This window comes from Streptomyces guryensis (assembly GCF_021261325.1).
Taxonomy (GTDB): Bacteria; Actinomycetota; Actinomycetes; order Streptomycetales; family Streptomycetaceae; genus Streptomyces; species Streptomyces guryensis.
The window spans coordinates 344,207-365,962 of sequence record NZ_JAJSBI010000006.1 but is presented as its reverse complement, the minus strand read 5'-3'; the positions used below and the strand labels follow the sequence as shown (position 1 = coordinate 365,962).

19 protein-coding genes and 2 pseudogenes are annotated in these 21,756 nt (G+C 69.1%); 13 read left to right on the top strand and 8 right to left on the bottom strand.

Annotated elements, in window-relative coordinates; genetic code table 11:
* Positions 1-13 precede the first annotated feature (13 nt).
* From LJ657_RS15605 to LJ657_RS15595, 3 genes are all read left to right on the top strand, one after another.
* Positions 14-1,351, top strand: a complete 1,338-nt coding sequence (locus tag LJ657_RS15605; protein ID WP_232649195.1) for an RICIN domain-containing protein — start codon at positions 14-16, stop codon at positions 1,349-1,351.
* A gap of 162 nt (positions 1,352-1,513) precedes the next feature.
* Entirely contained in the window at positions 1,514-1,699 is a 186-nt protein-coding gene (locus LJ657_RS15600; RefSeq protein ID WP_232649194.1) for a hypothetical protein, read from the top strand.
* A 27-nt stretch (positions 1,700-1,726) separates the two neighbouring features.
* Positions 1,727-2,206, top strand: coding sequence for a transposase family protein (locus tag LJ657_RS15595; RefSeq protein ID WP_232649193.1), 480 nt, complete (start codon positions 1,727-1,729; stop codon positions 2,204-2,206).
* A 224-nt stretch (positions 2,207-2,430) separates the two neighbouring features.
* Here LJ657_RS15595 and LJ657_RS15590 read toward each other — a convergent pair whose 3' ends face one another.
* On the bottom strand, positions 2,431-2,841 hold the full coding sequence (locus LJ657_RS15590) for a hypothetical protein (protein WP_232649192.1): 411 nt from the start codon (positions 2,839-2,841) through the stop codon (positions 2,431-2,433).
* A gap of 2 nt (positions 2,842-2,843) precedes the next feature.
* Between LJ657_RS15590 and LJ657_RS15585 the strand changes: the two genes are divergently transcribed.
* The 6 genes from LJ657_RS15585 (at position 2,844) to LJ657_RS15560 (ending at position 10,131) form a co-directional block, all read left to right on the top strand.
* Complete coding sequence (locus LJ657_RS15585) at positions 2,844-3,014, top strand: hypothetical protein (protein WP_232649191.1); 171 nt, start codon at positions 2,844-2,846, stop codon at positions 3,012-3,014.
* Between the two features lie 918 nt (positions 3,015-3,932).
* On the top strand, positions 3,933-5,237 hold the full coding sequence (locus LJ657_RS15580; RefSeq protein WP_232649190.1) for an ABC transporter substrate-binding protein: 1,305 nt from the start codon (positions 3,933-3,935) through the stop codon (positions 5,235-5,237).
* A gap of 163 nt (positions 5,238-5,400) precedes the next feature.
* Positions 5,401-6,348, top strand: a complete 948-nt coding sequence (locus LJ657_RS15575) for a carbohydrate ABC transporter permease (RefSeq protein WP_232649189.1) — start codon at positions 5,401-5,403, stop codon at positions 6,346-6,348.
* Positions 6,345-7,250 (top strand): carbohydrate ABC transporter permease, encoded by a 906-nt coding sequence (locus LJ657_RS15570; RefSeq protein ID WP_232649188.1) that lies wholly within the window; start codon positions 6,345-6,347, stop codon positions 7,248-7,250. Before LJ657_RS15575 ends, LJ657_RS15570 begins: the two co-directional genes overlap by 4 nt.
* A 271-nt stretch (positions 7,251-7,521) precedes the next feature.
* Positions 7,522-8,925: a GH1 family beta-glucosidase gene (locus tag LJ657_RS15565; protein ID WP_232649187.1), complete on the top strand. Its 1,404-nt coding sequence runs from the start codon at positions 7,522-7,524 to the stop codon at positions 8,923-8,925.
* A 156-nt stretch (positions 8,926-9,081) separates the two neighbouring features.
* Complete coding sequence (locus tag LJ657_RS15560; protein WP_232649186.1) at positions 9,082-10,131, top strand: LacI family DNA-binding transcriptional regulator; 1,050 nt, start codon at positions 9,082-9,084, stop codon at positions 10,129-10,131.
* 139 nt (positions 10,132-10,270) lie between these two features.
* On the opposite strand, the gene LJ657_RS15555 is transcribed toward LJ657_RS15560, so the two are convergent.
* Both LJ657_RS15555 and LJ657_RS15550 read right to left on the bottom strand, forming a co-directional pair.
* On the bottom strand, positions 10,271-10,531 hold the full coding sequence (locus LJ657_RS15555; protein WP_232649185.1) for a hypothetical protein: 261 nt from the start codon (positions 10,529-10,531) through the stop codon (positions 10,271-10,273).
* A gap of 110 nt (positions 10,532-10,641) precedes the next feature.
* On the bottom strand, positions 10,642-12,072 hold the full coding sequence (locus LJ657_RS15550; RefSeq protein ID WP_232649184.1) for a Tat pathway signal sequence domain protein: 1,431 nt from the start codon (positions 12,070-12,072) through the stop codon (positions 10,642-10,644).
* A 389-nt stretch (positions 12,073-12,461) separates the two neighbouring features.
* Here LJ657_RS15550 and LJ657_RS15545 point away from each other — a divergent pair, with 389 nt between their 5' ends.
* The 4 genes from LJ657_RS15545 (at position 12,462) to LJ657_RS15530 (ending at position 17,442) form a co-directional block, all read left to right on the top strand.
* On the top strand, positions 12,462-13,469 hold the full coding sequence (locus tag LJ657_RS15545) for a glycoside hydrolase family 16 protein (protein WP_308117037.1): 1,008 nt from the start codon (positions 12,462-12,464) through the stop codon (positions 13,467-13,469).
* Positions 13,470-13,707: 238 nt separating this feature from the next.
* Positions 13,708-14,475 carry an RNA polymerase sigma factor gene (locus LJ657_RS15540; protein ID WP_232649183.1) on the top strand — a complete coding sequence of 256 codons (768 nt, stop codon included), beginning with the start codon at positions 13,708-13,710 and terminating at the stop codon, positions 14,473-14,475.
* A 503-nt stretch (positions 14,476-14,978) separates the two neighbouring features.
* Positions 14,979-15,878 carry a glycoside hydrolase family 16 protein gene (locus LJ657_RS15535; protein ID WP_372487918.1) on the top strand — a complete coding sequence of 300 codons (900 nt, stop codon included), beginning with the start codon at positions 14,979-14,981 and terminating at the stop codon, positions 15,876-15,878.
* 139 nt (positions 15,879-16,017) lie between these two features.
* Positions 16,018-17,442: a cellulose binding domain-containing protein gene (locus LJ657_RS15530; RefSeq protein WP_232649182.1), complete on the top strand. Its 1,425-nt coding sequence runs from the start codon at positions 16,018-16,020 to the stop codon at positions 17,440-17,442.
* Between the two features lie 211 nt (positions 17,443-17,653).
* Here the strand turns inward: LJ657_RS15530 and LJ657_RS15525 are convergent.
* The 5 genes and pseudogenes from LJ657_RS15525 to LJ657_RS15505 all read right to left on the bottom strand — a co-directional run.
* A pseudogene (locus LJ657_RS15525) lies at positions 17,654-18,368 on the bottom strand (DUF1365 domain-containing protein); the annotation flags it as partial.
* Positions 18,369-18,380: 12 nt separating this feature from the next.
* Positions 18,381-19,042 (bottom strand): annotated as a pseudogene (locus LJ657_RS15520) (FAD-dependent oxidoreductase); the annotation flags it as partial.
* 211 nt (positions 19,043-19,253) lie between these two features.
* On the bottom strand, positions 19,254-19,646 hold the full coding sequence (locus tag LJ657_RS15515) for a hypothetical protein (RefSeq protein WP_232649181.1): 393 nt from the start codon (positions 19,644-19,646) through the stop codon (positions 19,254-19,256).
* 50 nt (positions 19,647-19,696) lie between these two features.
* Complete coding sequence (locus LJ657_RS15510) at positions 19,697-19,852, bottom strand: hypothetical protein (protein ID WP_232649180.1); 156 nt, start codon at positions 19,850-19,852, stop codon at positions 19,697-19,699.
* 88 nt (positions 19,853-19,940) lie between these two features.
* Positions 19,941-21,728 carry a thiamine pyrophosphate-binding protein gene (locus LJ657_RS15505; protein WP_232649179.1) on the bottom strand — a complete coding sequence of 596 codons (1,788 nt, stop codon included), beginning with the start codon at positions 21,726-21,728 and terminating at the stop codon, positions 19,941-19,943.
* Positions 21,729-21,756: the final 28 nt, after the last annotated feature.

Here is a 21,756-nt window from a genome sequence, read left to right as displayed (position 1 = left end):
GAAGCAGGTCTGCATGAAACCCAAACCGCTCTTACTGTCCATCGCGGCGGCGCTACTTCTCGTCCTGTCAGCCGCGGGCACCTCCTTCAGCAGAGGCCTCGGCGCACCCTCGTCGGCCACCACCAGCGCCGTCGGGGCGACCGCCGGCTGTGGGAAGGCTCCGACGCTGACGAGTGGTACCCACACGATCCAGAGCGGCGGCCAGACGCGCAGTTACATCCTGCGGGTCCCCGCCGGCTACGACAGCAACCACCCCTACCGGCTGATCTTCGGATTCCACTGGCGGGGCGGCACGGCAGGCGACGTCGACTCGGGCGGAACGGACGGGTACAACTGGTCCTACTACGGCCTGCGGCGCCTTGCGGACAACGCGAACAACGGCACGATCTTCGTCGCCCCCCAGGGGAACGGCAACGGCTGGGCCAACCCCGGCGGCCAGGACGTGGCCTTCGTCGACGCCATGGTCAGCCAGATCGAAGCAGGTCTGTGCGTCGACACCACCCAGTTGTTCTCCGCCGGCTTCAGCTACGGCGGCGCGATGTCCTACGCCCTCGCCTGCTCCCGGGCCACTGTCTTCCGCGCGGTCGCGGTCTACTCCGGCGCGAACCTCAGCGGGTGCGACGGTGGCAATCAGCCCATCGCCTACATGGGACTGCACGGCCTCAGGGACAACGTGCTGCCCATCCAGTCGGGACGGGACCTGCGCGACACCTTCGTCCGGAACAACGGCTGCACCCCGCAGAATCCGCCCGAGCCGGCCTACGGAAGCCTGACGCACATCATCACCACCTACTCCGGATGCAGGTCCGGATACCCCGTCGTCTGGGCCGCGTTCGACGGAGCGGGCCACGACCCCGGTCCGATAGACGGTTCCACCGGTGACGGCTGGCGCACCTGGACGTCGGGGGCGGTGTGGCAGTTCTTCACCCAGTTCGGCTCGAACCAGCCCCCGCCACCGCCGTCCGGCAACCAGGAGATCGTCGGCCAGCAGTCGGGGCGCTGCCTCGACATCAACAACTCCACCACGGCCAACGGCACGCAGGCACAGCTGTGGGACTGCAACGGCGGCTCCAACCAACGGTGGACGTACTCCGCCGGAAAGCAGCTGGTCGTCTACGGCAACAAGTGCCTGGGCGTCGGCCAGTCCGCGGGTAACGGCACCGCGGCGGCGATCTGGGACTGCAGTGGGCAGGCAGACCAGCAGTGGAACATCAATCCCGACGGCACGATCACAGCCGTGCAGTCGGGGCTCTGCCTGGACGCCAGCGGCCAGGCGACCGCCAACGGGACGAAAGTGCAGCTGTGGACTTGCACAGGCGGTGCGAACCAGCACTGGCGCCTGCAGAACTGACCCACCGGGGCCAGGCACGGCACCACGCGGGCCTGGCCCCGCAGACCTCGATGGGTGCGGCTCGTTTCGGGGGAACTCGTGACCAGCGGGTCGTAGCCGCCTGGGCTCGTGGAACAAGAAATATCCGGTGTGGGCGGTATGACCTGGGGTTACTGTGCTGCCGTGATTCTGACCGACACCGAAGTCGGTGACTTGCTCCGACCCGCCGGGCTTCGACTCGTCGAACGGGTCCAGCAGGAGGTTCAGCTGCCTTCACTGCCGAAGTACGTGTCGCCTGCGAGCGCGCGGCCCGAGCACGGGCGCTTCGGCTCCGACCCGGACGAGATCGCCGACCTGGATGCTCCGTAACGGGGGTGTCCCCAGGGCTCGTTGAGCTTGTGCGAAGAAGAACAAAGAGCACTGCGGGGACACCGTGTCCCTTGTCGCAAGCACCACCGCCACGGCCTGCACTTCCTCGCCCTGACCGACGACAAGGGATGGCTGATCCGGATCTGCGCCGCCCGGCCCGGCCGCACCCACGACGCCACCGTCGCCCGCCACGACCATCTCGTCGAACACCTGGAGGCGGCCGGTCTCGGCGCGCTCGCCGACCTGGGCTTCCTCGGCGTGGACAAGCCCGACGCCCCCGACGACCTGGGCATCGTCGCCGGCTTCAAGGCCACCCGCTACCGCAAGCCGACCGCCGGACAGAAGGAGGCGAACCGTGTGCCGGCCGCCGGACGCGCCCCCGTCGAACACGGCTTCACCCACCTCAAGAACTGGCGGATCCTCACCAAACTCCGCAGCGACCCCGCCCGTGCGACCGGACTCCTGCGCGTCCTGCTCGTCCTGACGAACCTCGAAGTCAACCGCTGAGCCCACTCGGCCCCGGCAGGAATCCACCGGGGGCGAATGAGGGCCATGGGCGAGCGCATCGAGCCGTACGACGATCGCTCTGGACGCCTGTGCTCCCCCTTGCGCCTCGTGGCCTTCTCCGCTGCTACCGGAGCCGACGAACCTCTCCCGACGGGAGTGGGCCCTCCCCACGTGGTGTTCCGGCGGAGCGGGCCCAGTCACGTTCGGCGCTCGCAGACAGTGGTTCACCTGCTGTTCTTCACCGGCCAACGAAGCACGTCCCTGATCAGCCACCGCAGCTTGCGGGCCCGTGGGGTCTCAGTGGAGTAGCTGGTGGTGAAGCTGATGTCCTTCGCGCCACGCCCCAGGGGCGTACCTTCAGGCGAGTACCGAGTGGGGGGTTGTTCGACCATGCGTCTCTCCTGCGGATTCGGAGACCTGGTCCCGCATCCTTTGCGCAGATCGTTGTCGGAGCGGGTCTTGGGGCCCCAGCCGATCCCGCTGGCGTAGCCCTGCATCACAGGGTAGTAGGAGTAGGTGCCGCCCCCGTCGTTGCAGTCCGTCGACCGTCCGTAGTCGATGAAGCTGTTCGAGGTCAGTCCCGTGCCGTGCCAGTTGTTGTAGCCGCGCGGTCCGCTCCAGGAGCTGCGCCACATCTGTGTCTGCCCGCTTCTGTGAGCCGAACGAGCCGCTGCACGCCTGCGAGGTCTCCCACTGGAACCACGCCCCGGCGCCGGCCCCGTGGAACGAGACGTCCGAGATGTACACCGAGCAGCTGGCCGCCGCCGGAGCGGCGGGCCCGGCGGGCTTGGCGTCACCGGCCTTGTAGGTGAAGGCGTGCAGTCCGCCCTTCGTCGTCTTGCCGCACTCCCCGATGGTGGTCCCCGTCACCACACGGTGTCCGTCCACCAACACGTGCCCGACTGAACTGCATCACCCCCTCGGTGTGTACCAGCCCGGGGTGGAGGGCCACCGATGTGACGTCATGCGGTCGTAGCTGCTCGGCTGTGGCGAGGTCCAGTCGGTCGTCGGCGGCTTTGGCCATGCCGTAGGCGGCGCCGAAGACGTGCTGCTCGCCCTCTGGCACGGCGGCACGGCCAAGGAGACGGTCACCACCATGCTGTCGGGAGTGCGTATGAGCAGCGGCGCGCACAGCACCGTCGTGACGTAGTGAGCCCGTACCCCGTGGGTGAACATGGCGTCGAAAAGTTCCAGCGGCTGCTCCCACAGGGGGGCGTTCCATTCCTCCCACGCCCCGGCGTTGAGCCGCTCGTAGCCGGCCCAGACAGCTGAGTCTGTCTCCCCCTCCTGAGAGCGCTCCCTGAAATCCGCACCCAACTCCTCGTCGGGCCTGCGAGGCAGACGCCGAAGCTGCTCCACTGCTCCACTGAGACAACAAGATCCGCCCAGATCTTCGACTTCCGCTGTCAGACCTGCCTGGTTTGCGCCAGACCGGAGCCCGGCCAGATCCGGGCCGACATGGGCCGACATGGGCGCAGACGTCGAGGTCGACGCCTCAGGGCCCCACGGCAGACCGTCGTGAAGTCCAGCTCGCCTGGTCAGGGGTGTCCCGGTGGGCTTTCGAAGGGTTGGCTGGATCCAATCCGTTACCCATTCAACTCTTGACGCAGCCAGGGCCGCTGCGGCAGCCTCCTGGAAACAGCTTGAGAGCGCTCTCATCCGGCGCTCTCATTCCGCGCTCTTGCAATGCGCCTCGCGTCCCGTCCCGAAGCCATGGGAGGCTTCCATGCCCATCTCCCGAGCCGCACGCCGCGCCACCCGCAGACTCGGGGCGGTCGCACTCGCCGGTGCTCTGCTCGCCGCCTGCGGATCCGGGTCGTCCGGATCGACCGCCGACAAGAACGGCAAGGTCACGATCACCATCGGCCTCTTCGGCACTTTCGGCTTCAAGGAAGCCGGCCTGTACAAGGAGTACGAGAGGCTCCACCCGAACGTCACCATCAAGGAGTCCAGCACCGAGAACGAGGCCGACTACTGGCCCGCGCTGCAGACCCGGCTGTCCGGCGGCGGCGGTCTGGCGGACATCCAGGGCATCGAGGTGGGCCGCATCGCCGCGGTCACCCAGCAGCAGTCCGACAAGTTCGAGGACCTGAGCGCGTTCGGCGCCAAGAGCCTCAAGAGCGACTACTCCGCGGCCAAGTGGGCTGCGGCCACGACCTCCGACGGCCGCGTCATGGGCCTGGGCACCGACGTCGGCCCGGAGGCGATCTGTTACCGCAGCGATCTGTTCAAGAAGGCCGGGCTGCCCACCGACCGCGCCGAGCTGGCCAAGAAGTGGGCCACCTGGGACGACTACCTGAAACTGGGCGAGCAGTACCAGGCCAAGGCCGGCGCCAAGAGCCGCTGGATGGACAGCGTGGGCAGCCTCTACCAGCTGATCGTCGGGCAGCAGAAGGAGCGTTACTACGACGCCTCCGGCAAGCTGATCTATGACAAGAACGCTGCCGTCAAGTCGGCCTGGGACACCTCGGTCAAGGCCGCCAAGGACGGCCTCAGCGCCAAGCTTGCCCAGTGGAGCCCCGCCTGGAACCAGGCGTTCAGCAGCGGGTCGTTCGCCACCATCGGCTGCCCGGCCTGGATGCTCGGCTACATCAAGGGCCAGGCCGGCGCCAAGGCCACGGGCACGTGGGACGTCGCCCCGCTCCCGGGCGGTGTCGCGGGCAACTGGGGCGGCTCCTACCTGGCCATCCCCAAGGGCTCGTCGCACGCGAAGCAGGCGTACGACCTCGTCAAGTGGCTGACGGCGGCGCCGCAGCAGGAAAAGCTCTTCAAGAAGCAGGGCGGCTTCCCCTCCAACCTCGGCGCCATCGCGGGGGTCAAGGACGTCAAGGACCCCTACTTCAGCAACGCCCCGATCGGCGAGCTCTTCGGCAAGGCGGCCGAGACCTCTCCCGTCCAGGTGCTGGGCGTGCACGACCAGGACGTGACCACGCAGATCACCAACGCCCTCGGCGAGGTCGAGCGCAAGGGCACCAGCTCCTCCACCGCCTGGGGCCACGCCCAAAAGGGCGTCGACAACGCGGTTGGCTGACGCCTCCTCGGGTGTGAAGGGCGCCCGCCCCGGCCAGTCCTTCGCACCCGGTCGGCCGACTGTCTCCCGGGCGCGAAGGCCGTCCCCCAACGGTCCTTCGCGCCCGTCCCCTGAGGGGTCCGCCCACGTTTTCCCGATCTCGCTCCCGACCGAAAGTCTCATGATGACCCTGACCGCCACCGCCCCGGCGCGGGCTGCGCGGCCGCCGGCCCCCCTGCGGCGGTGCCTGGCCAAGCTGTCGCCCTACGCCTACGTCACCCCGTTCTTCGCGCTGTTCGCCGCCTTCGGGCTGTTCCCCCTGCTCTACACCGCGTACGTCTCCCTCTACCGCGTCGAGCTCCAGGCCCCGGGCGAGATGCAGTGGCGGGGCCTGGGCAACTACACCGCGCTCTTCGGCGACGAGTACTTCTGGACCGCGCTGCGCAACACCTTCACCATCGGTGTGATCTCCACCGTCCCGCAGCTGCTGATGGCGCTGGGACTGGCCCACCTGCTCAACTACAAGCTGCGCGGCCGCACTCTCTTCCGGGTCACCATGCTGCTGCCGTACGCCACGTCGGTGGCCGCCGCCACCCTGGTCTTCGCCCAGCTCTTCGGCCGCGACTTCGGGCTGATCAACTACCTGCTCGGCCTGGCCGGCGTCCAGCCGGTGGACTGGCAGTCCGGCACGCTCGCCTCGCAGATCGCCGTCTCCAGCATCGTCATCTGGCGCTGGACCGGATACAACGCGCTGATCTACCTCGCCGGCATGCAGTCCATCCCCGCCGACCTGTACGAGGCCGCTGAGCTGGACGGCGCCTCCCGCTGGCGGCAGTTCCTGCACGTCACCCTGCCCGGACTGCGGCCGACCATCCTGTTCACCGTCGTGGTGTCCACGATCGGAGCCACCCAGCTGTTCGGTGAGCCCCTGCTGTTCGAGGGCAACATGTCCGGCGGCATCTCGCACCAGTACCAGACCCTCGGTTTGTACATGTACCAAGAGGGCTGGGGCTTCTTCCACCTAGGGCGGGCCGCCGCCACCGCGTGGGTGATGTTCGTCCTCATCGTCCTGCTGGTGCTGGTCAACACCGCGATCGCGCGTCGCCGCACCCGCAAGGAGGCCCAGCGATGACCACACTGGCCACGCCGCGTCACACCGAGCAGGCATCCTCTGAAGCCCGTCCGGCCCGCCGCCCGCGCGGGGGGCGGGCGGCGGGCCATCAGCACGGCGGTCGCCTGGCGTACGCGATCCTCATCGTCGCCGCGCTCGTCTCAGCGTTCCCCTTCTACTGGACGATCGTGGCGGCCACCCGCTCCAACGCGGAACTGGCGAGCACCCCGCCGGCGCTCCTGCCCGGCGGCAACCTGATCCACAACTTCCGGCAGGTACTGGACCAGGCCGACATCGGCAAGGCCCTGCTCAACTCGCTGATCGTCTCGGGGTCGGTGACGGTGGGCACCGTGCTGTGCTCGACGCTCGCCGGCTTCGCCTTCGCCAAACTGAAGTTCAAAGGGCGCAGCGCGCTGCTCGCGCTCACCATCGGCACCATGATGATCCCGCCGCAGCTGGGGGTGATCCCGCTGTTCATGCTCATCGCCAAACTGCACTGGATCGACCAGCTCCAGGCCGTCATCCTTCCCGGGCTCGTGTCGGCGTTCGGCGTGTTCTTCATGCGCCAGTACCTCGTGCAGGCGTTGCCCGACGAGCTGATCGAGGCCGGCCGCGTCGACGGCGCGTCCACGGCGCGGATCTTCTGGAGCATCGTCATCCCCGTCGCGCGGCCCGGCATGGCCGTACTGGGCATGCTCACCTTCATGGCCTCGTGGAACGACTTCTTCTGGCCGGTCATCGCCCTCACCTCGCAGGAGCCGACCGTGCAGGTCGCCCTGCGGCAGCTCGGCGGGGGATACGTCCACGACCAGTCCGTCATCATGGCCGGCACCCTGCTCGGCACGCTGCCGGTGCTGCTCGTCTTCGGCCTCCTGGGCCGGCAGATCGTGGGCGGCATCATGCAAGGCGCCGTCAAGGGATAGCGCGATCCCCACGCCCCCTACTGCGCCGACATCCCGGGCGCGCAGCACCCCCTGAAGCCGGCCCCCGCTCTTCGAGCCCTGTCCCTGCGCGCTCCATCCCGCCCCGCCCCGCCGCGCTCGGACCACACAGCCGTTGGGCGGGGGCCGATCCACCTGCTTACGCCACCGGCATCAGCACACGTCACACGGCGACGGGTGCGGAATCACGACGGCCACACACCTCGCCGCACGGTGCATGACAGGCATCCTCTATGACCCCGACGGAGACCCGATGACGACCCTCGTCCCCCACCCGGCTACCGACTCCGCGCTGACCTTCCCGCCGACGTTCCGCTGGGGCGCGGCCACCGCCGCCTACCAGATCGAAGGGGCCGCGAACGAGGACGGCCGCACGGTGTCGATCTGGGACACCTTCAGCAGAGCACCGGGGAAGGTCCACAACGGCGACACCGGAGACATCGCCGCCGACCACTACCACCGCATGCGCGAGGACGTCGCGCTCATGGCCGAGCTGGGCCTGACCGACTACCGATTCTCCGTGTCCTGGCCACGTGTGCAGCCGACGGGACGCGGCCCGGCCCTCCAGAAGGGGCTCGACTTCTACCGCGCCCTGGTCGACGAACTCCTCGCCCACGACATTCGCCCCGTGGTGACCCTCTACCACTGGGACCTTCCGCAGGAACTCGAGGACGCCGGCGGCTGGCCCGAACGCGACACGGCCCAGCGGTTCGCGGACTACACCGCGCTGGTGGCGGAAGCGCTCGGCGACCGTGTACAGACCTGGACGACGCTGAACGAGCCATGGTGCGCGGCGTTCCTCGGCTACGCGGAAGGAGTCCACGCACCGGGCCGCACCGAGCCCGGCGCCGCGCTGCGGGCGGCACACCACCTCAACCTGGCCCATGGCCTGGGCGTCGGCGTGCTGCGCGAGCTGGTGCACCCTTCGGCCGAGGTGTCGCTGACGCTGAACCTCGCGGCCATCCGCCCACTGACCGACAGCCCGGCCGACGCGGACGCGGCGCGCCGGATCGACGCACTCGCCAACCGGATCTTCCTGGACCCGGTCTTCCACGGCCACTACGCGCAGGACCTGCGCGCCGACACTGCGATGTTCACTGACTGGTCCTTCGTCCAGGACGGCGATCTGGCCGCCATCTCCCGCCCCATCGACAGCCTCGGCATCAACTACTACACCCCGACCGTGGTCGCCGCCGGTTCCCACCCCGCACCCTCGCCCTGGCCCGCCGCACCGGCACATGCACGCTTCGTGCCCGCACCGGGCCCGCGCACCGCCATGGACTGGCCGGTGGACGCCGACGGCCTCTACGAGCTGCTCACCCGGCTACGCGACGAGCTGCCGGACACCCCGCTGATCATCACAGAGAACGGCGCCGCCTACGACGACTACGCCGACCCCGAGGGACAGGTCCACGACCCGGACCGGATCGCCTATCTGCGCTCGCACCTCAAGGCGGTGCACCAGGCGATGGCGGCCGGCGCGGACGTCCGCGGCTACTTCCTGTGGTCCCTGCTGGACAACTTCGAGTGGGCGTACGGCTACAGCAAGCGCTTCGGCATGGTGCACGTCGACTTCGCCACCCAGCGCCGCACACTCAAGGACAGTGCCCGCTGGTACGCGGACGTCGTGGAGCACGGCGGGCTGCCGTATGCCTGAGCGGCTCGGTGCCCCCGTAACGTCCACCGCTTCACGCTCACCTGAACGGGCCGACTCGGGGTGGTCCCATTAGGATGAGGAGAGCGCTCTCTGGCAGGTGGTGCTCGGGTTCCTGCACGGGCAGCTACGCTGTTGCTGTCCCGAGAGGAGCGTTCCTTGTCCGATCAGATCTCCGCGCACCGTCCCACCTTGGAGGCTGTCGCCGAACGGGCGGGCGTGTCCCGGGCCACCGTCTCGCGTGTCGTCAATGGGGGCAGCGGGGTGCGCGAAGCCCTGGTGGAGAAGGTCCGCCGGGCCGTGGATGAGCTGGGGTACGTGCCGAATCAGGCGGCCCGGTCCCTGGTCACGCGGCGCACGGGGGCGGTCGCGGTCATCGTCGCGGAGCCGGAGACCAAGGTCTTCGCCAATCCCTTCTTCGCGCAGCAGCTGCTCGGCATCAGCCGGGAGCTGACCGCCCACGACACCCAGCTCGTCCTGCTGCTGGTGGAGGGCGCGGCCGACTACGACCGTATCGGCCGGTACCTCGCCGGGGCGCATGTGGACGCCGCCCTGCTGTTCTCCCTGCACGCCGAGGACCCGCTGCCCGCCATCACCCGCCGGGTGGGACTGCCCACTGTCTTCGGCGGCCGTCCCGGCTGGCCGGGGTCGGAGGGCGACCGCAGTCTCCTCTATGTCGACTCGGACAACCGCGGCGGTGCTCGCGAGGCCGTCCGCCATCTGCTGTCACTGGGACGCCGGCACATCGCGACGATCACCGGGCCCCTCGACCAGACGGCCTCCGTGGACCGGCTCGACGGCTACCACGACATCCTGATGGACGCCGATCCCCGGCTTGTCGTCGAGGGGGACTACACCGAGGCCGGCGGTGCACGCGCCATGGCGGAGCTGTTGGAGAGGGTTCCCGAGGTGGACGCCGTCTTCGTCGCCTCGGATGTCATGGCCGGCGGCGCACTGCGTGTCCTGCGCGAAGCCGGGCGCCGGGTGCCGGAGGACGTCGCGGTCGTCGGCTTCGACGACATCGCCTCGGTGGCCGAGCTGACCGACCCGCCGCTGACGACGGTCCGTCAGGAGATCGAGGAGATGGGCCGGCTGATGGTCCGACTGCTGCTGCGCGACCTGGAGAGGCGGACGAAGGGGGAGAACGCAGGCCGTCCGTCGTCCTCCGTGGTCACCCCGACCCGCCTGATCCGGCGAGCCACCGCCTGACCTTGATGCTCAACCTCGCTGCTGTTCCAAGCGGACATGTCCGGTGAGGATTTCGGCTCGTTTCATGGTTTCCCGGGTTCGTGCCGTGGGGGTCGGACTGCGGGTTGTCAGCACCCGTAACAGCAGCGCGCGATAGACGTCACTTCCTTCCAGGAGGGCACGGACACGCCCGCCCATACCCGTGTGCACGGTTGAGGGCTTCCTGCGGACGACCCGCCTTGCGGTGCCGGTTCAGGTCGCGCCCGGCGCGGACTTGATGCCCGTGCGCTGGAGCCTTGCCGGAGGTGCCGAAGGACGGACCGTGGGCGACGTACGAGGCGAGGGAGGCGGCGCTGAGGGCGAGCGACACGGCGCCCGTCCCCAGCAGGCGGCGCACGGTGACACGTCTCGCTATGGACATGGAGAACCGTTTCTTGGCATGTGCACATGTGCATGGTTGGGGGAGTGGTCTGAGAAACACTGGGAGGGTGACGGCACGCTTCCGAGCCAACACCGGGTTCCGGCAGTGGTTCAGATCCCGCGGAGCGGGTTGGTGCGGGCCGCGGCGAGCAGGTACCAGGCTGTGGCACCGATGTGCTTGTAGGGGTAGTAGCCGAAGCCGAAACCAGTGTCGAGGGGGCTGCTGGCCGACACCACGCCCGACTGTTCCGCAACCGCCTTGCCGCCCACGGTCTGGCCTTGGCCGAGCCGGTCCTGCGCCTGCTCGATGGAGGTGATGAGGCGGGCGGCGAGCTGCGTGTCGCCGGGCGCTTGGCGTTCCCTCAGGGCCAGGGCCAGGTGGGCGGTGCCCTCGAACCAGACGCCGTTCTGGTCGGGCTTGGGCTGGAACTGAGCGATGGGGGCGTCCTCGTTCGCCGTGAGGGACGCCGAGCTGAAGGTGACGCCTTCGTACGACTGCCCGGCGGGGACCGTGCTGTTGGGCCGGCCGGTGGTGTCCAGCACCTTCAGATGGGACGCCGCCCAGTCCAGGGACCGGCCGTGGTAGCGGTCGCGAAGTGCCAGATAGCTCCAGGTCTGGGTGTCCTCCGGGATCGGGGAGGTGTTGATGGTGGTGCCGTCGTTGGTGCCGGTGTAGAAGAACCCGCCGGAGCGTTCCCACATCCTGCCGACGAACTCGGCGGCGCGGGCCCGCCGCTTGAGCCAGACGCTGTTGCCGGTCAGGCGGGCGAGCCGCCCGAAGAGGCAGACCAGGTCGATGTTGTGCTCGGTGCCTGAGTAGGGGAGCTTGTTGTTGCCGCCGTCGACGCCGAAGGTGTAGCCGCCGAGCGGCTGGCCGGTGCGAGCGTTGGTCTCCACCCAGGTGCCGATCCGCACGGCACCCGCCAGGAACCGGTGCTGATGTGTGCGTTCGGCGAGTGCGGCCAGAGCGATGCCCGCCCACGCCATGTCCCCGACGGCCGTACCGGTGAACCCGAACTGGGTGCCGACGTTCACGGTGCCGTCCGCGTGGACGAAGCCGTCAGGCTGGGAGGAGCCGTCGTAGAAGACGTACGGACCCGCGTTGTACGCCTGACGGAGCCTGCCGTCGTCGTACTGGGGGTCGTGGGCCTGCGCGTACAGCAGCGCGTCACCCAGGGCCACGGCTCTGGTGCGCGAGACGGCGCCGGGGCGGGCCAGGTAGGCGAGGATCGTGAGCGCGTTGTCGCAGGTGAACGCCGTGCTGAACAGACCCGCCTGGTCGGTGTAGCTCTGCGCCAGACGTGTCTTGCCCGAGTCCGGGTAGCCGTCCATGGCCGCGTCGAGGAAGGCGTAGCCGCGCTCCCGGGCGCCTCCGCGTGTTGTGGCTTCCGGGGTGGCGGTGGCCGCACGTGCCGCGCCGGAGCCCAGGACGGACAGCGCCGCGACGGCGGTGCTGGTCCCGATGAGTGTCCGACGGGTGATGTTCGAAACACGGCGGTTCGCAGTTGTGCGGTCCTCGTCGTGGCCTTGCACGTCAGCCATGCGGGCCTCCTCGTCCTGTATACGGTGCAACCTGAGAACGCTCTCAAGAGTGGCCACATTGTGCTGTCCCGTGCAGGGCAGGTCAAGGTTCGCTCGGGTCTGCGTTGACCGGCCGACATTCCACCGGCACTCCGGGTTGCTGGCTTCGAGATTGCCTCTGGAGTCAGGGTGGTGGAGCGGGGTCAATGGTGAGAGTTGCTCCACTTGTCTTCACGAATTGAACATTTTGTGTTTTTGGGAGCGCTCTCAGGATTAACTATTGACGCCTTCAATCAAGGAGGGTCAGAGTGGCGCACCACAGCGACGCGAGCACCCTTTCGTGGGAGTCAGTTGTCTCCTGGTCCCGGAGCCGCACCTCCCGTTTCTCCTCTCGTGGAGGTCATCTCTTGATGCACCGCAAGCACTTCACCCATCGTCGACACGTCCGCCGCTCCCGCCAGCCGCTCAGGGTTGCGCTCGGGGCACTGAGCGGCCTGGTCCTGCTCGGCGGCGGCCTGTACGGCTTTGCCAGCGCCGACGAGCCCTCAGCCCCCGACGGGTTCCACCTCATCTGGAGCGACGGTTTCTCCGGTGCGGCCGGCACCTTGCCGTCGAGCGACAATTGGATCATCGACACGGGCACCAGCTACCCGGGCGGTGCGGCTCATTGGGGCACCGGCGAGGTTGAGACATACACCTCAGACACCGCCAACCTCCAGCAGGACGGCAACGGAAACCTCAAGATCACCCCGATCGAGGACGCGGAGGGCAACTGGACCTCCGGCCGGATCGAGACCCAGCGCAGCGACTTCGAACCACCGGCCGGGGGCAAGCTGCGCATCGAGAGCCGGATCCAGGTTCCCGACGTCACAGGCGATGCGGCCGACGGGTACTGGCCGGCGTTCTGGACTCTGGGTGGCGCCTTCCGCGGGAACTTCACCAACTGGCCGGGCATCGGGGAGTTCGACATCATGGAGAACGCCAACGGAGCCGACAAGGTGTCCGGCACCCTGCATTGCGGCACGGATCCCGGAGGCCCCTGCAACGAGACCCTCGGCGTGGGTGAAAGCCGCTCCTGCCCTGACTCGGCCTGCGCGGGCAACTTCCACACCTACGCCTTCGAGTGGGACCGCAGCGCCTCCCCGCAGGAACTGCGCTGGTACGTTGACGGGGTGCAGTACCACTCCGTGAACGAATCCCAGGTCGACGAGGCCACTTGGGACGCGGCGACCGGTCACGGCCACTACCTGCTGCTGAACGTGGCCATGGGCGGAGCCTTCCCCGACCCCGTGGCCGGACACGCCACCCCCAGCTCGACCACCAAGTCCGGCCTGTCCATGCTCGTCGACTACGTGTCCGTCTACCGCTCGGACGGCAGCACCACGAGCACCACGTCCAGCAGCAGCCCGGCGGGCTGAGCACGAGACACGAATCGCAGCCCGGCCAGGACTGGTCATGGCCCTGGCCGGGGCTGAAACCGCCACGGACCGAGGGGACTTCGGAAAGGTCCTGGGGCAGCCGGAGCGGAGCGACTCTCGCCAGGCCACCACGCATGACACCACGTGAAAGGAACCCACGGTGTGGGATGCGCCAATAGGGAACACCTCCCCATTCCTCCATCGTATCGACCACTCGGACGAGGGCCTGGCGGGTCAGTTGAGAAATGCTCCGGGGAAGAAGCCGGCCCAATGGCCCTACGAGGAACTGCTGGCCCGCCACTGGCGACCGGTGTTCGAGTACGCCGAGTTGTGCACGGCGCAGGGCGCCGCCGCAGGCGTCCTCACTGCGTCCGCATTCACCCGGGTCTTCCTCAACACACAACGGATGGCCGGGCCCAAGGCCGCCTGGCGCTCCGAACTGCTGGCCACCGTGCACCGCGTCGCCGCGGACTGGGCTCAGGACCCGAGGCGCGGCGCCTGGCTTCACCCAGATCTTCAATTCCGTTACGGGCAGGCGGGCGCTCACCCGTCCACCCCGGAGAACCGCCGACTGGTCCACCAGGCCTTCCAGCGGCTGCCGGAGCCCGCTCGCTGCCTGCTGTGGCATGTCGAGGTCGACGCGGAAAAGGTGGAGGCGCAGGCCGTCCTCCTCGGAATCGCCCCCGAGACGGCTGCGGACAGGCTGGAGTCCTCGCGTGCCCTCTTCCGGCATGCATGCGTTGCGGCGCACCGCGACCTGGCTCCGGACGAGATGTGTCTGCCTTTCAGCCGGCTGCTGGAAGTCTCCGTCCAGCGCGGAGGCACCCATCTGGTGCCCGATCTCCAGCACCACATCGCAGGCTGTCAGCACTGCCGGTACGCCGCCGAGCAGTTCGATCACTCGGGGGACCGCCTTGGTGTACTGATCGCCGAGGCGGTTCTCACCTGGGGCGCTCGGTCATATTTCGCCTGGCGTCCGGCCCGCCGGACGACTGATGTCGCCTAGGTCCGTCATCGAGGCCGTCAGCTGTCCGCGCTCGCCCTGGCAGGGGGACCCTGCCCACGTCTTCTGCGGCAGCCGCCGCTTCACTCTCACTTCGGATGCCGGCCAACCGGTGCGGTGGCGGTCAACAACGCGGCCAAGCAGCGGAAGTGGCAGGCACCCCGAGCGGCGAAACCGAAGTCGCAGGTGTTGGCGTGCCTTCTACAGGGACGCGGTGCCGCGGGCGGAGGTCAGGCGGCAGTGCCGGAAGGCGCCTGTTTCTTCTGTCCGTACACCTCTGGCCCACGGTCGATCCTGGCCGGAGCCAGCAATGTGAGAGCGTTTTCAAACCCAAGTCTTGACCACCCGGTCGGCGAGGGTCACAGTGACGGGGGCGAATTTTCGCCAGTCCGCGAGTGGCCGAATCTCGCCTATTTCCACGTTCCTTCCCGCACGGAGGCCACCCGTCCATGCCTAACAAACACAGCAGGAAAACCCGTGGCAGATGTGCGGCCGTGATCGGAGCCATGACCGGTCTGGCCTTGCTCGGCTTCGGGCTGTACGGCTCCGCCAACGCCTCCGAGCCGGATCTGTCCGGCGGCTGGCACCGGGTGTGGAGCGACGACTTCTCCGGTCCGGCCGGCACACCGCCCTCCAGCAGCGACTGGATCATCGATAGCGGCACCAGCTACCCCGGCGGCCCCGCCCACTGGGGCACCGGCGAGGTCGAGACATACACCTGGAACACCGGCAACCTCCAGCAGGACGGCCAGGGCAACCTGGTCATCACCCCGATCAAGCTCTGGGACGGCCGGTGGACGTCCGCCCGCATAGAGACCCGCCGCAGCGACTTCCAGCCGCCTGCCGGTGGCAAGCTGCGCATAGAAGCCCGCATCCAACAGCCGGACGTCACGGGCGAGGCCGCCCAGGGCTACTGGCCCGCCTTCTGGGCTCTGGGCGCCTCAGTGCGCGACAACCCCCGGAACTGGCCGAGCGGGGGTGAGTTCGACGTGATGGAGAACGTCAACGGCCTGAACAAGGTGTTCGGCACCCTGCACTGCGGCATCGACCCCGGCGGCCCGTGCAACGAGACCAGCGGCCTCGGCGCGAGCCAGGCCTGCCCGAACTCGGCCTGCGCCGGCAACTTCCACACCTACAGCTTCGAGTGGGACCGCTCCACCGGCCCCCAGCAACTGCGCTGGTACGTCGACGGCGTGCTTTACCACACCGTCACCTCCGACCAGCTGGATGCCGCCACCTGGAACGCGGCAACCAACCACGGCGACTTCATCCTGCTGAACCTCGCCATGGGCGGCAGCTTCCCCAACCAGCTTTCCAACGGCCTGGCTGCCACTCCCGCCTCCGGCACCGTCTCGGGCGCCCCCATGAAGGTGGACTACGTGTCTGTCTCGAGCGCCACCGGCTGACACCGGCTGGTCACCTCGCGGGCGGCCCCCCTCCCCGGGGCCAGGCCCATGCCTGCAGCCGTTGAGGGATGTTCCTCTCCGGCGTCATCCCTCAACCCGTAAGAGCGTCATCCCCGTAACTCCCTGGGGAGATTTCGGAATGAGTACTTTCATGGCCGACCAGTCCTTGCCTCCAGCACCGCCGCAGATGTCCGCGCCCGAGGCGGGGTTTGAAGAAGCATCTCTGGAGGATTACCGGGAAGCGGTCCTGTGCTACGCCGAGCTGTGCACGAAGGGTCTCGCGGTGGCCGAGCAGTTGACGGACGAGGCGTTCACGCTGGCGGTCGAGTGGCGGCGTGAGGGCGAGCGACTGCCGTGGCTGCCGCTGCTGCTGATGGCGGTACTCGAGATGGCGGACGTGTGGCAGACGCAGGGGCAGGGCAAGTGGCTCAACGGGGAGCTGAGCGGCTGGTTGTACGAGCGGTCGGCGCAGCGGTCCCGCGGCCCGGAACTGCAGCCGCTGGCGCTGCGGGCGTTGCAGCGTATGGCGCCCGCGGACGCGGAGCTGCTCTGGGCGGCCCAGGTCGAGGGCCTGCCCGCCCGCAACGACGCCGACGCCGGGATGTGGGCGCCAAGCACGGAACGGGAGGTCGCCCGGGTCACAGGTGCATTCCGCCGGCGCTGTCTGTGGGTGCGCGCGGTCGACGTGGCGGACTCGCATGGGGAGTGCCATGGCTACCTGGGGCTGCTGGAGGCGACGACGCGGTCGCCGCAGGAGCGGGCGCCGGACGACCTGCAACAGCATCTGGAGGGGTGTGCGCGGTGCGGTGAGACCGCTGCGTGCCTGAGGGTGTATGACGACCTGCCCCGAGTGCTTGTCACGGCTGTCCTGGGTTGGGGCGGGGAAGCGTACCTGGACCGGCGCAAGATCGCGGCGAGGCCGCACCGAAGCGGATCGGCGTACAGGACACGGCGGCACAGGGCGGCGGGGTGGCAGGCGTCCCTGCGGGGACGGCCGGCCTGGGCGGGCGCTGTCGTCCTGCTGGCCGCGGTCGGCATGATCATCGTTCTCACCGGCACGCCATGGGAGTCGACGCCCGCGTCGGACCAGGGGGCGACCACAGCGCCCCCTGGGGCGTCGGCGGGACACGGCACTTCCCTTTCACCCACCGATGCCCCCCCTCCCTCCGCCTCGTCCGCTCATCGCGCGTCCATGCCCGTCACCAGCGGCGTGTCGCCGTCGCTTTCGGCCGGCTCGACGGAGGAACCGGACGTCTACTGCACGGCGAGTTACACGTTGGTGAAACAGTGGCCCGGCGGCTTCCAGGCCGAAGTGCGGATCACACCGCGGGCAACGATCGTCGACTGGACGGTCCAGTGGACGTACGAGGACGGCCAGCGCGTGACGCAGATGTGGAACGGAGAATTCACACAAGACGGAGATATGGTCATGATCACCCCCGCTGACTACGACCGCATGGTTGCGGCCGGCGACACGCAGTCGCTGGGTTACCTGGGGGCCTCGACCACAAACAACTCGGCGCCCAAGTACATCACCGTCGATGGTCACCGCTGTCAGACCTGAACGGCGACGACAGTGTGGCCGCACCGAGCGCACGCCGGACGCCGGACGCCGGACGGTGGCAGTACCGGCGTGATCCAGGGCGCTCTCCGGTACTGGTTTTCGCGCCGGGCGGAGCCGGGAGGGGGGCGCGACGCGGCTCTCTGTGCTCTACCTTGCATCGCGAGAGCGCTCTCATCGATACCGAGTCCGCTGTGATCATGTCAGGTTCTCCCGGGGTGTGCTGCTCGGGTCGAGGCTGGGCGGCCAGGCCCCGCAGGTGGAGGCGGATGCCGTGGAAGCGGATCGCCGCCGACCCGGCGAGGGTGGACCACGGGTGGGGCAGCGTCAGGCGCAGCAGGTTCGGGACGGTCACCGCGCGACGGGTGCCGTGGACGGTGGCCGTCAGGGTGCGGCCGTCCTCGCGGTCCAGGTGCACGGTCAGGTCGAGCCGGGGTCCCGGCCTCGGCAGCCGCATGCGGTAACGGCCGTCCACGGGAAGGAAGGGTGAGACGTAGAACTCCTTGTCGGCGTGAGCCGTCCCGGTCTCGTCCGGGTCCAGGAGGTAGGCGTGCCGGCCGCCGTAGGTGTTGTGGACCTCGGCGACCACGCAGCGCCGGTCACCGTCGGGGCCGTGGCACCAGTAGAGGGTGATCGGGTTGAACACGTACCCGAGCACCCGGGCGTGGGGGAGCATCACCACTGGCCTGCCCTCCAGGTCGATGCCGTGCCCGGCGAGGTAGGCGTCGAGACCTGCGCGGAGGGACGGCTGGTCGCCGGTGAAGTGGCCGCGGGCGAAGCGGGCCAACGGCCGCAGCGGCACCGGCAGTCGAGGAGGGCGGTCGGGGTCGACGAGGCACATGTACGTGCGGTGGCGTCAGCAGGCACCGCCAAGGGGTGGTCCGCACATGCCGGATCGTGCAGGCGTAGCGGGCCGGTACGGCGTTCACCGGCGCGCTCCCAGCGCCGCGGGCCTTGACTCCCGAGCGGCAGCCGTCCTCGTGGAACCCCCAGCCGTGGCAGGCGCGCCCGCGAACACGCAGACGTCACCGGCCAGTTCGTGCAGCCGTCGCTGGGCGGCCACCGATTCCGGGGTGCAGACGGGGTGTTCATAGAGCATGCGGGCCGGCACCCGGGCGGGGTCGACCCGCTCCTCGCCGCCGAGGGTGACGACGAACGTCTCGGTGGCGTCGAGGGGTTGCAGCCGGTTCATGCCGTAGCTGACCCGCACCCGGTCCGCGCCCGCCGTGCAGGACGGCATGAGGTAGTTCCAGGAGGCGCGGGCGCCCCGGGCGCGGGGCAGCAGCCGGGTGCCGGTGTGCAGGAGCGTGGTGTTGCGCGAGTGGCGGAACGCGCCGAGCACCTCCCGCTCCCGGTCGGCCGGATCGGCGAGCAGGCGCAGCGCCTGGTCCGGATGGACCGCGACGACCACGGAGTCGTACGACTCGGTGGTGCCGTCGGCCGCGGTCACCTCGGCACCGGCGGCGTACCGGCGCACGGCTCGTACCGGGGTGCCGGTGCGGATCTCGCCGATCTGCTCGGCGATCAGGTCGACGTACTCCCGCGAACCGCCGGTGACCGTACGCCACACCGGCGAACCGCCGACCGACAGCATTCCGTGGTGCCTCGACCTCCCCCGCCGATGCCCTGCGTGAACCCGACGCCCCTCAGCGGCTGCCCGCCGTCGAGGTCGGCGATGTCCCGCGCGGACGCCCGGCGCCGGATTCCCGTCCAGCGCACAGCGTGTCCGGCAGGGCCCGGTGCCGGCGGACCGGCGTTCCGTCCTTGGGCCTGTCACTGCGTCGTGTCCATCCTCAACAACGACCGTGCGTCCGTCAGGCGACCTGCCACGCTGTCTGCAAGGCCAGGCGCGCCACCGACGCGTCGACGTCACCGATCGGCGGCCCCCCGTCGCACTCGCCCATCCGCCCGACGAACTCGGTCGGCAGTGTCACGCCATGGCGTCCCACGTAGTGCCTGAGGTCACCGCGCCAGACCCAGGAGCCGTCGGTGAACAATGACGAACAGCCCACGAGGTTCTCGCCGCAACCCAGCAGGCACTGCTCGGTCTCGGTGAATTCGGCGACCACCGGGGAGGCCGCGAGATAGGCGACGGCGAAAGCCGCGGTCTCTTGCCATTCCCTGGAGTCCGAGCGCGTGAGCTCGTGGATTCCGGGAAGATCGACGGGATCCGCGAAGAACTCCCGGACAAACCCGACTCTCAGCATGGCTACATCCCGCCCCGCACCTGATACACCGGAATGACAGACCAGGAGTCTCACACATCCGCCCTGGTGATGCGGATTTCCCCTGATCGCCTCGACGATCTGGAGGGATTGATGTCCTGGCCGTCCGTACCGAGCACCCCGCGCGTCGCCTGCTGCACGATCACGTTGTGAGGACCCGTGTTGTCGGCGTGCTCCCGCACACTCATGGTTGCCGAGTCCTTGCGGGAAAGACGACCGCCCGTGCCGCCGGGTCTCGGCTGCGCGGGCGGGCGGTGGTGCCAGGTGTGGGGCGGGTCAGAGGTGTTGCTCCGTGGCCCTGATGCGGTCGTACTCGTCCTGGCGCTCGTCCTTGATGTACGCCGGGATCGGGAAGTCCCACCAGCCGGGGACCCAGGGGCCCGCGGCGTCGCGGTCCGTGGGGACCTCGATCACGGCGGGGGCCCCGGACTGGACGGCCTTGCGCAGCGTCGGCTCCAGGGAGGCGGCGTCGTTCACCTTCCACGACTCGATCCCGAAGGCCCGGCCCATGGCCGCGAAGTCGGGGCTGTACGGCGAGCCGTCGGGGTGGGAGAACTCGGTGCCGATGTGGCGCGAGGTCTGCTTGCGCTGGCCGCCGCGGATCGACATGTAGCCCGCGTTGTTCTGGACCACGAAGATCACCGGTGCGCCGGCGGTGACGCTCAGGGCGATCTCCTGGGAGGTCATGAGGAAGTCGCCGTCGCCGAGGACGCACACGACCGGGCTGTCCGGCCGGGCCAGCTTGGCGCCGACGGCGGCCGGGATCGCCCAGCCCATGGAGGAGAAGCCGCCGGAGGTGAGGTGGGTGCGCGGCGAGTAGACCGGGAAGGTCTGCTTGACCGCTCCCTGGGTGTTGCCCGAGCCCGCGACGATGATCGCGTCACGCGGGAGCACGTTGCGCAGGGCGCCGAGCGGGCGCTGGGAGGTGAACGGGAAGCGGTCGCTGTCGCGGCGGCCTGCGAGCTTCTCCTCCCAGTCCTGCTTGAGCCGGGCGAGTTCGGCGAGGTACTCGGAGCGGTCGACGCCCTGGGAGGGCAGGGAGTCGACGATCGCGGCCACGGCCCGCTGGGCGTCGGCGACGATGCCCACCTCGGCGGGGTAGTTCTTGCCGATCTCGTGCGGGTCGATGTCGATGTGGATGAGCTTCGCGGGCGGGATGGAGAAGCTGATGCCCTTGGCGTAGCTGGAGGCGGACCAGTCGGTGAAGCGGCAGCCGACCGAGATCACGACGTCGGCGGAGCTCGCGATCGCGTTGCCGGTCATCGTGCCGGTCTGGCCGACGCTACCGGCGAACAGCTCGTGGTCCTCGGGGAAGGCGCTCTTGCCGTTCCACGTGGTGACCACCGGGATCTGCCACCGCTCGGCGAGCGCGAGCACCTGGTCGGAGGCCTCGGAGGTGATCGCACCGCCGCCGACCACGATGACCGGCCGGGTCGCCGCGAGCAGCACGTCCACCGCGCGTTCCACGGCTTCCGGGTCGGGGTGCTGGCGGCCGACGGGGATGCGCCGCTCCAGGTCGTGGAGTTCGACGTTCGCCGCCTCGGCCTGTACGTCCATGGGGACTTCGAGGTGCACCGGGCCCGGGCGGCCGGTCAGCATGGAGTTGAAACAGCGGTGCAGGACGAAGGGGAGCTCCTCGACCCGGGTGACGACCCAGTGCCGCTTGCTGACGGCCTCGGCCACCTTGGGGAAGTCGTTCGCCGTGTAGCGGTCGAGTTCCTGGAGCAGTCCGTGGCCGCGCATGTGGGTCGGCGGGCCGCCCGTGACGACGAGAACACTGGTGGAGTCCGTGAACGCTGTGCCCATGCCGATGACGGTGTTGCTCGCGCCGGCGCCGATGGAGGTCACCGCGGCCTGCGGGCGGCCGGTGACGCGGTAGTAGCCGTCGGCGAGGTGGACGGCGCTCTGCTCGTGGAAGGTCTGGATGAAGGGGATCCTGGACTCGTCGTCGAGGAAGGCGTCGGTCAGTGACCAGATGCCGTGGCCGGGGATTCCGGCTACGACGTCGACCCCGTAGTTGCGCAGGGTCCGCGCGACGATCTGGCCTCCGGTGAGGACGGGCATGGTGTGTTCCCAATCAGCTCGGGTCGGA

Coding starts and splice junctions, on each gene's coding strand:
- LJ657_RS15575 (WP_232649189.1), top strand. CDS start 5,401: ATGACCCTGACCGCCACCGCCCCGGCGCGGGCTGCGCGGCCGCCGGCC.
- LJ657_RS15580 (WP_232649190.1), top strand. CDS start 3,933: ATGCCCATCTCCCGAGCCGCACGCCGCGCCACCCGCAGACTCGGGGCG.
- LJ657_RS15605 (WP_232649195.1), top strand. CDS start 14: ATGAAACCCAAACCGCTCTTACTGTCCATCGCGGCGGCGCTACTTCTC.
- LJ657_RS15545 (WP_308117037.1), top strand. CDS start 12,462: ATGCACCGCAAGCACTTCACCCATCGTCGACACGTCCGCCGCTCCCGC.
- LJ657_RS15515 (WP_232649181.1), bottom strand. CDS start 19,646: ATGCTGAGAGTCGGGTTTGTCCGGGAGTTCTTCGCGGATCCCGTCGAT.
- LJ657_RS15570 (WP_232649188.1), top strand. CDS start 6,345: ATGACCACACTGGCCACGCCGCGTCACACCGAGCAGGCATCCTCTGAA.
- LJ657_RS15590 (WP_232649192.1), bottom strand. CDS start 2,841: ATGTGGCGCAGCTCCTGGAGCGGACCGCGCGGCTACAACAACTGGCAC.
- LJ657_RS15505 (WP_232649179.1), bottom strand. CDS start 21,728: ATGCCCGTCCTCACCGGAGGCCAGATCGTCGCGCGGACCCTGCGCAAC.
- LJ657_RS15555 (WP_232649185.1), bottom strand. CDS start 10,531: ATGTCCATAGCGAGACGTGTCACCGTGCGCCGCCTGCTGGGGACGGGC.
- LJ657_RS15510 (WP_232649180.1), bottom strand. CDS start 19,852: ATGAGTGTGCGGGAGCACGCCGACAACACGGGTCCTCACAACGTGATC.
- LJ657_RS15530 (WP_232649182.1), top strand. CDS start 16,018: ATGAGTACTTTCATGGCCGACCAGTCCTTGCCTCCAGCACCGCCGCAG.
- LJ657_RS15535 (WP_372487918.1), top strand. CDS start 14,979: ATGACCGGTCTGGCCTTGCTCGGCTTCGGGCTGTACGGCTCCGCCAAC.
- LJ657_RS15550 (WP_232649184.1), bottom strand. CDS start 12,072: ATGGCTGACGTGCAAGGCCACGACGAGGACCGCACAACTGCGAACCGC.
- LJ657_RS15565 (WP_232649187.1), top strand. CDS start 7,522: ATGACGACCCTCGTCCCCCACCCGGCTACCGACTCCGCGCTGACCTTC.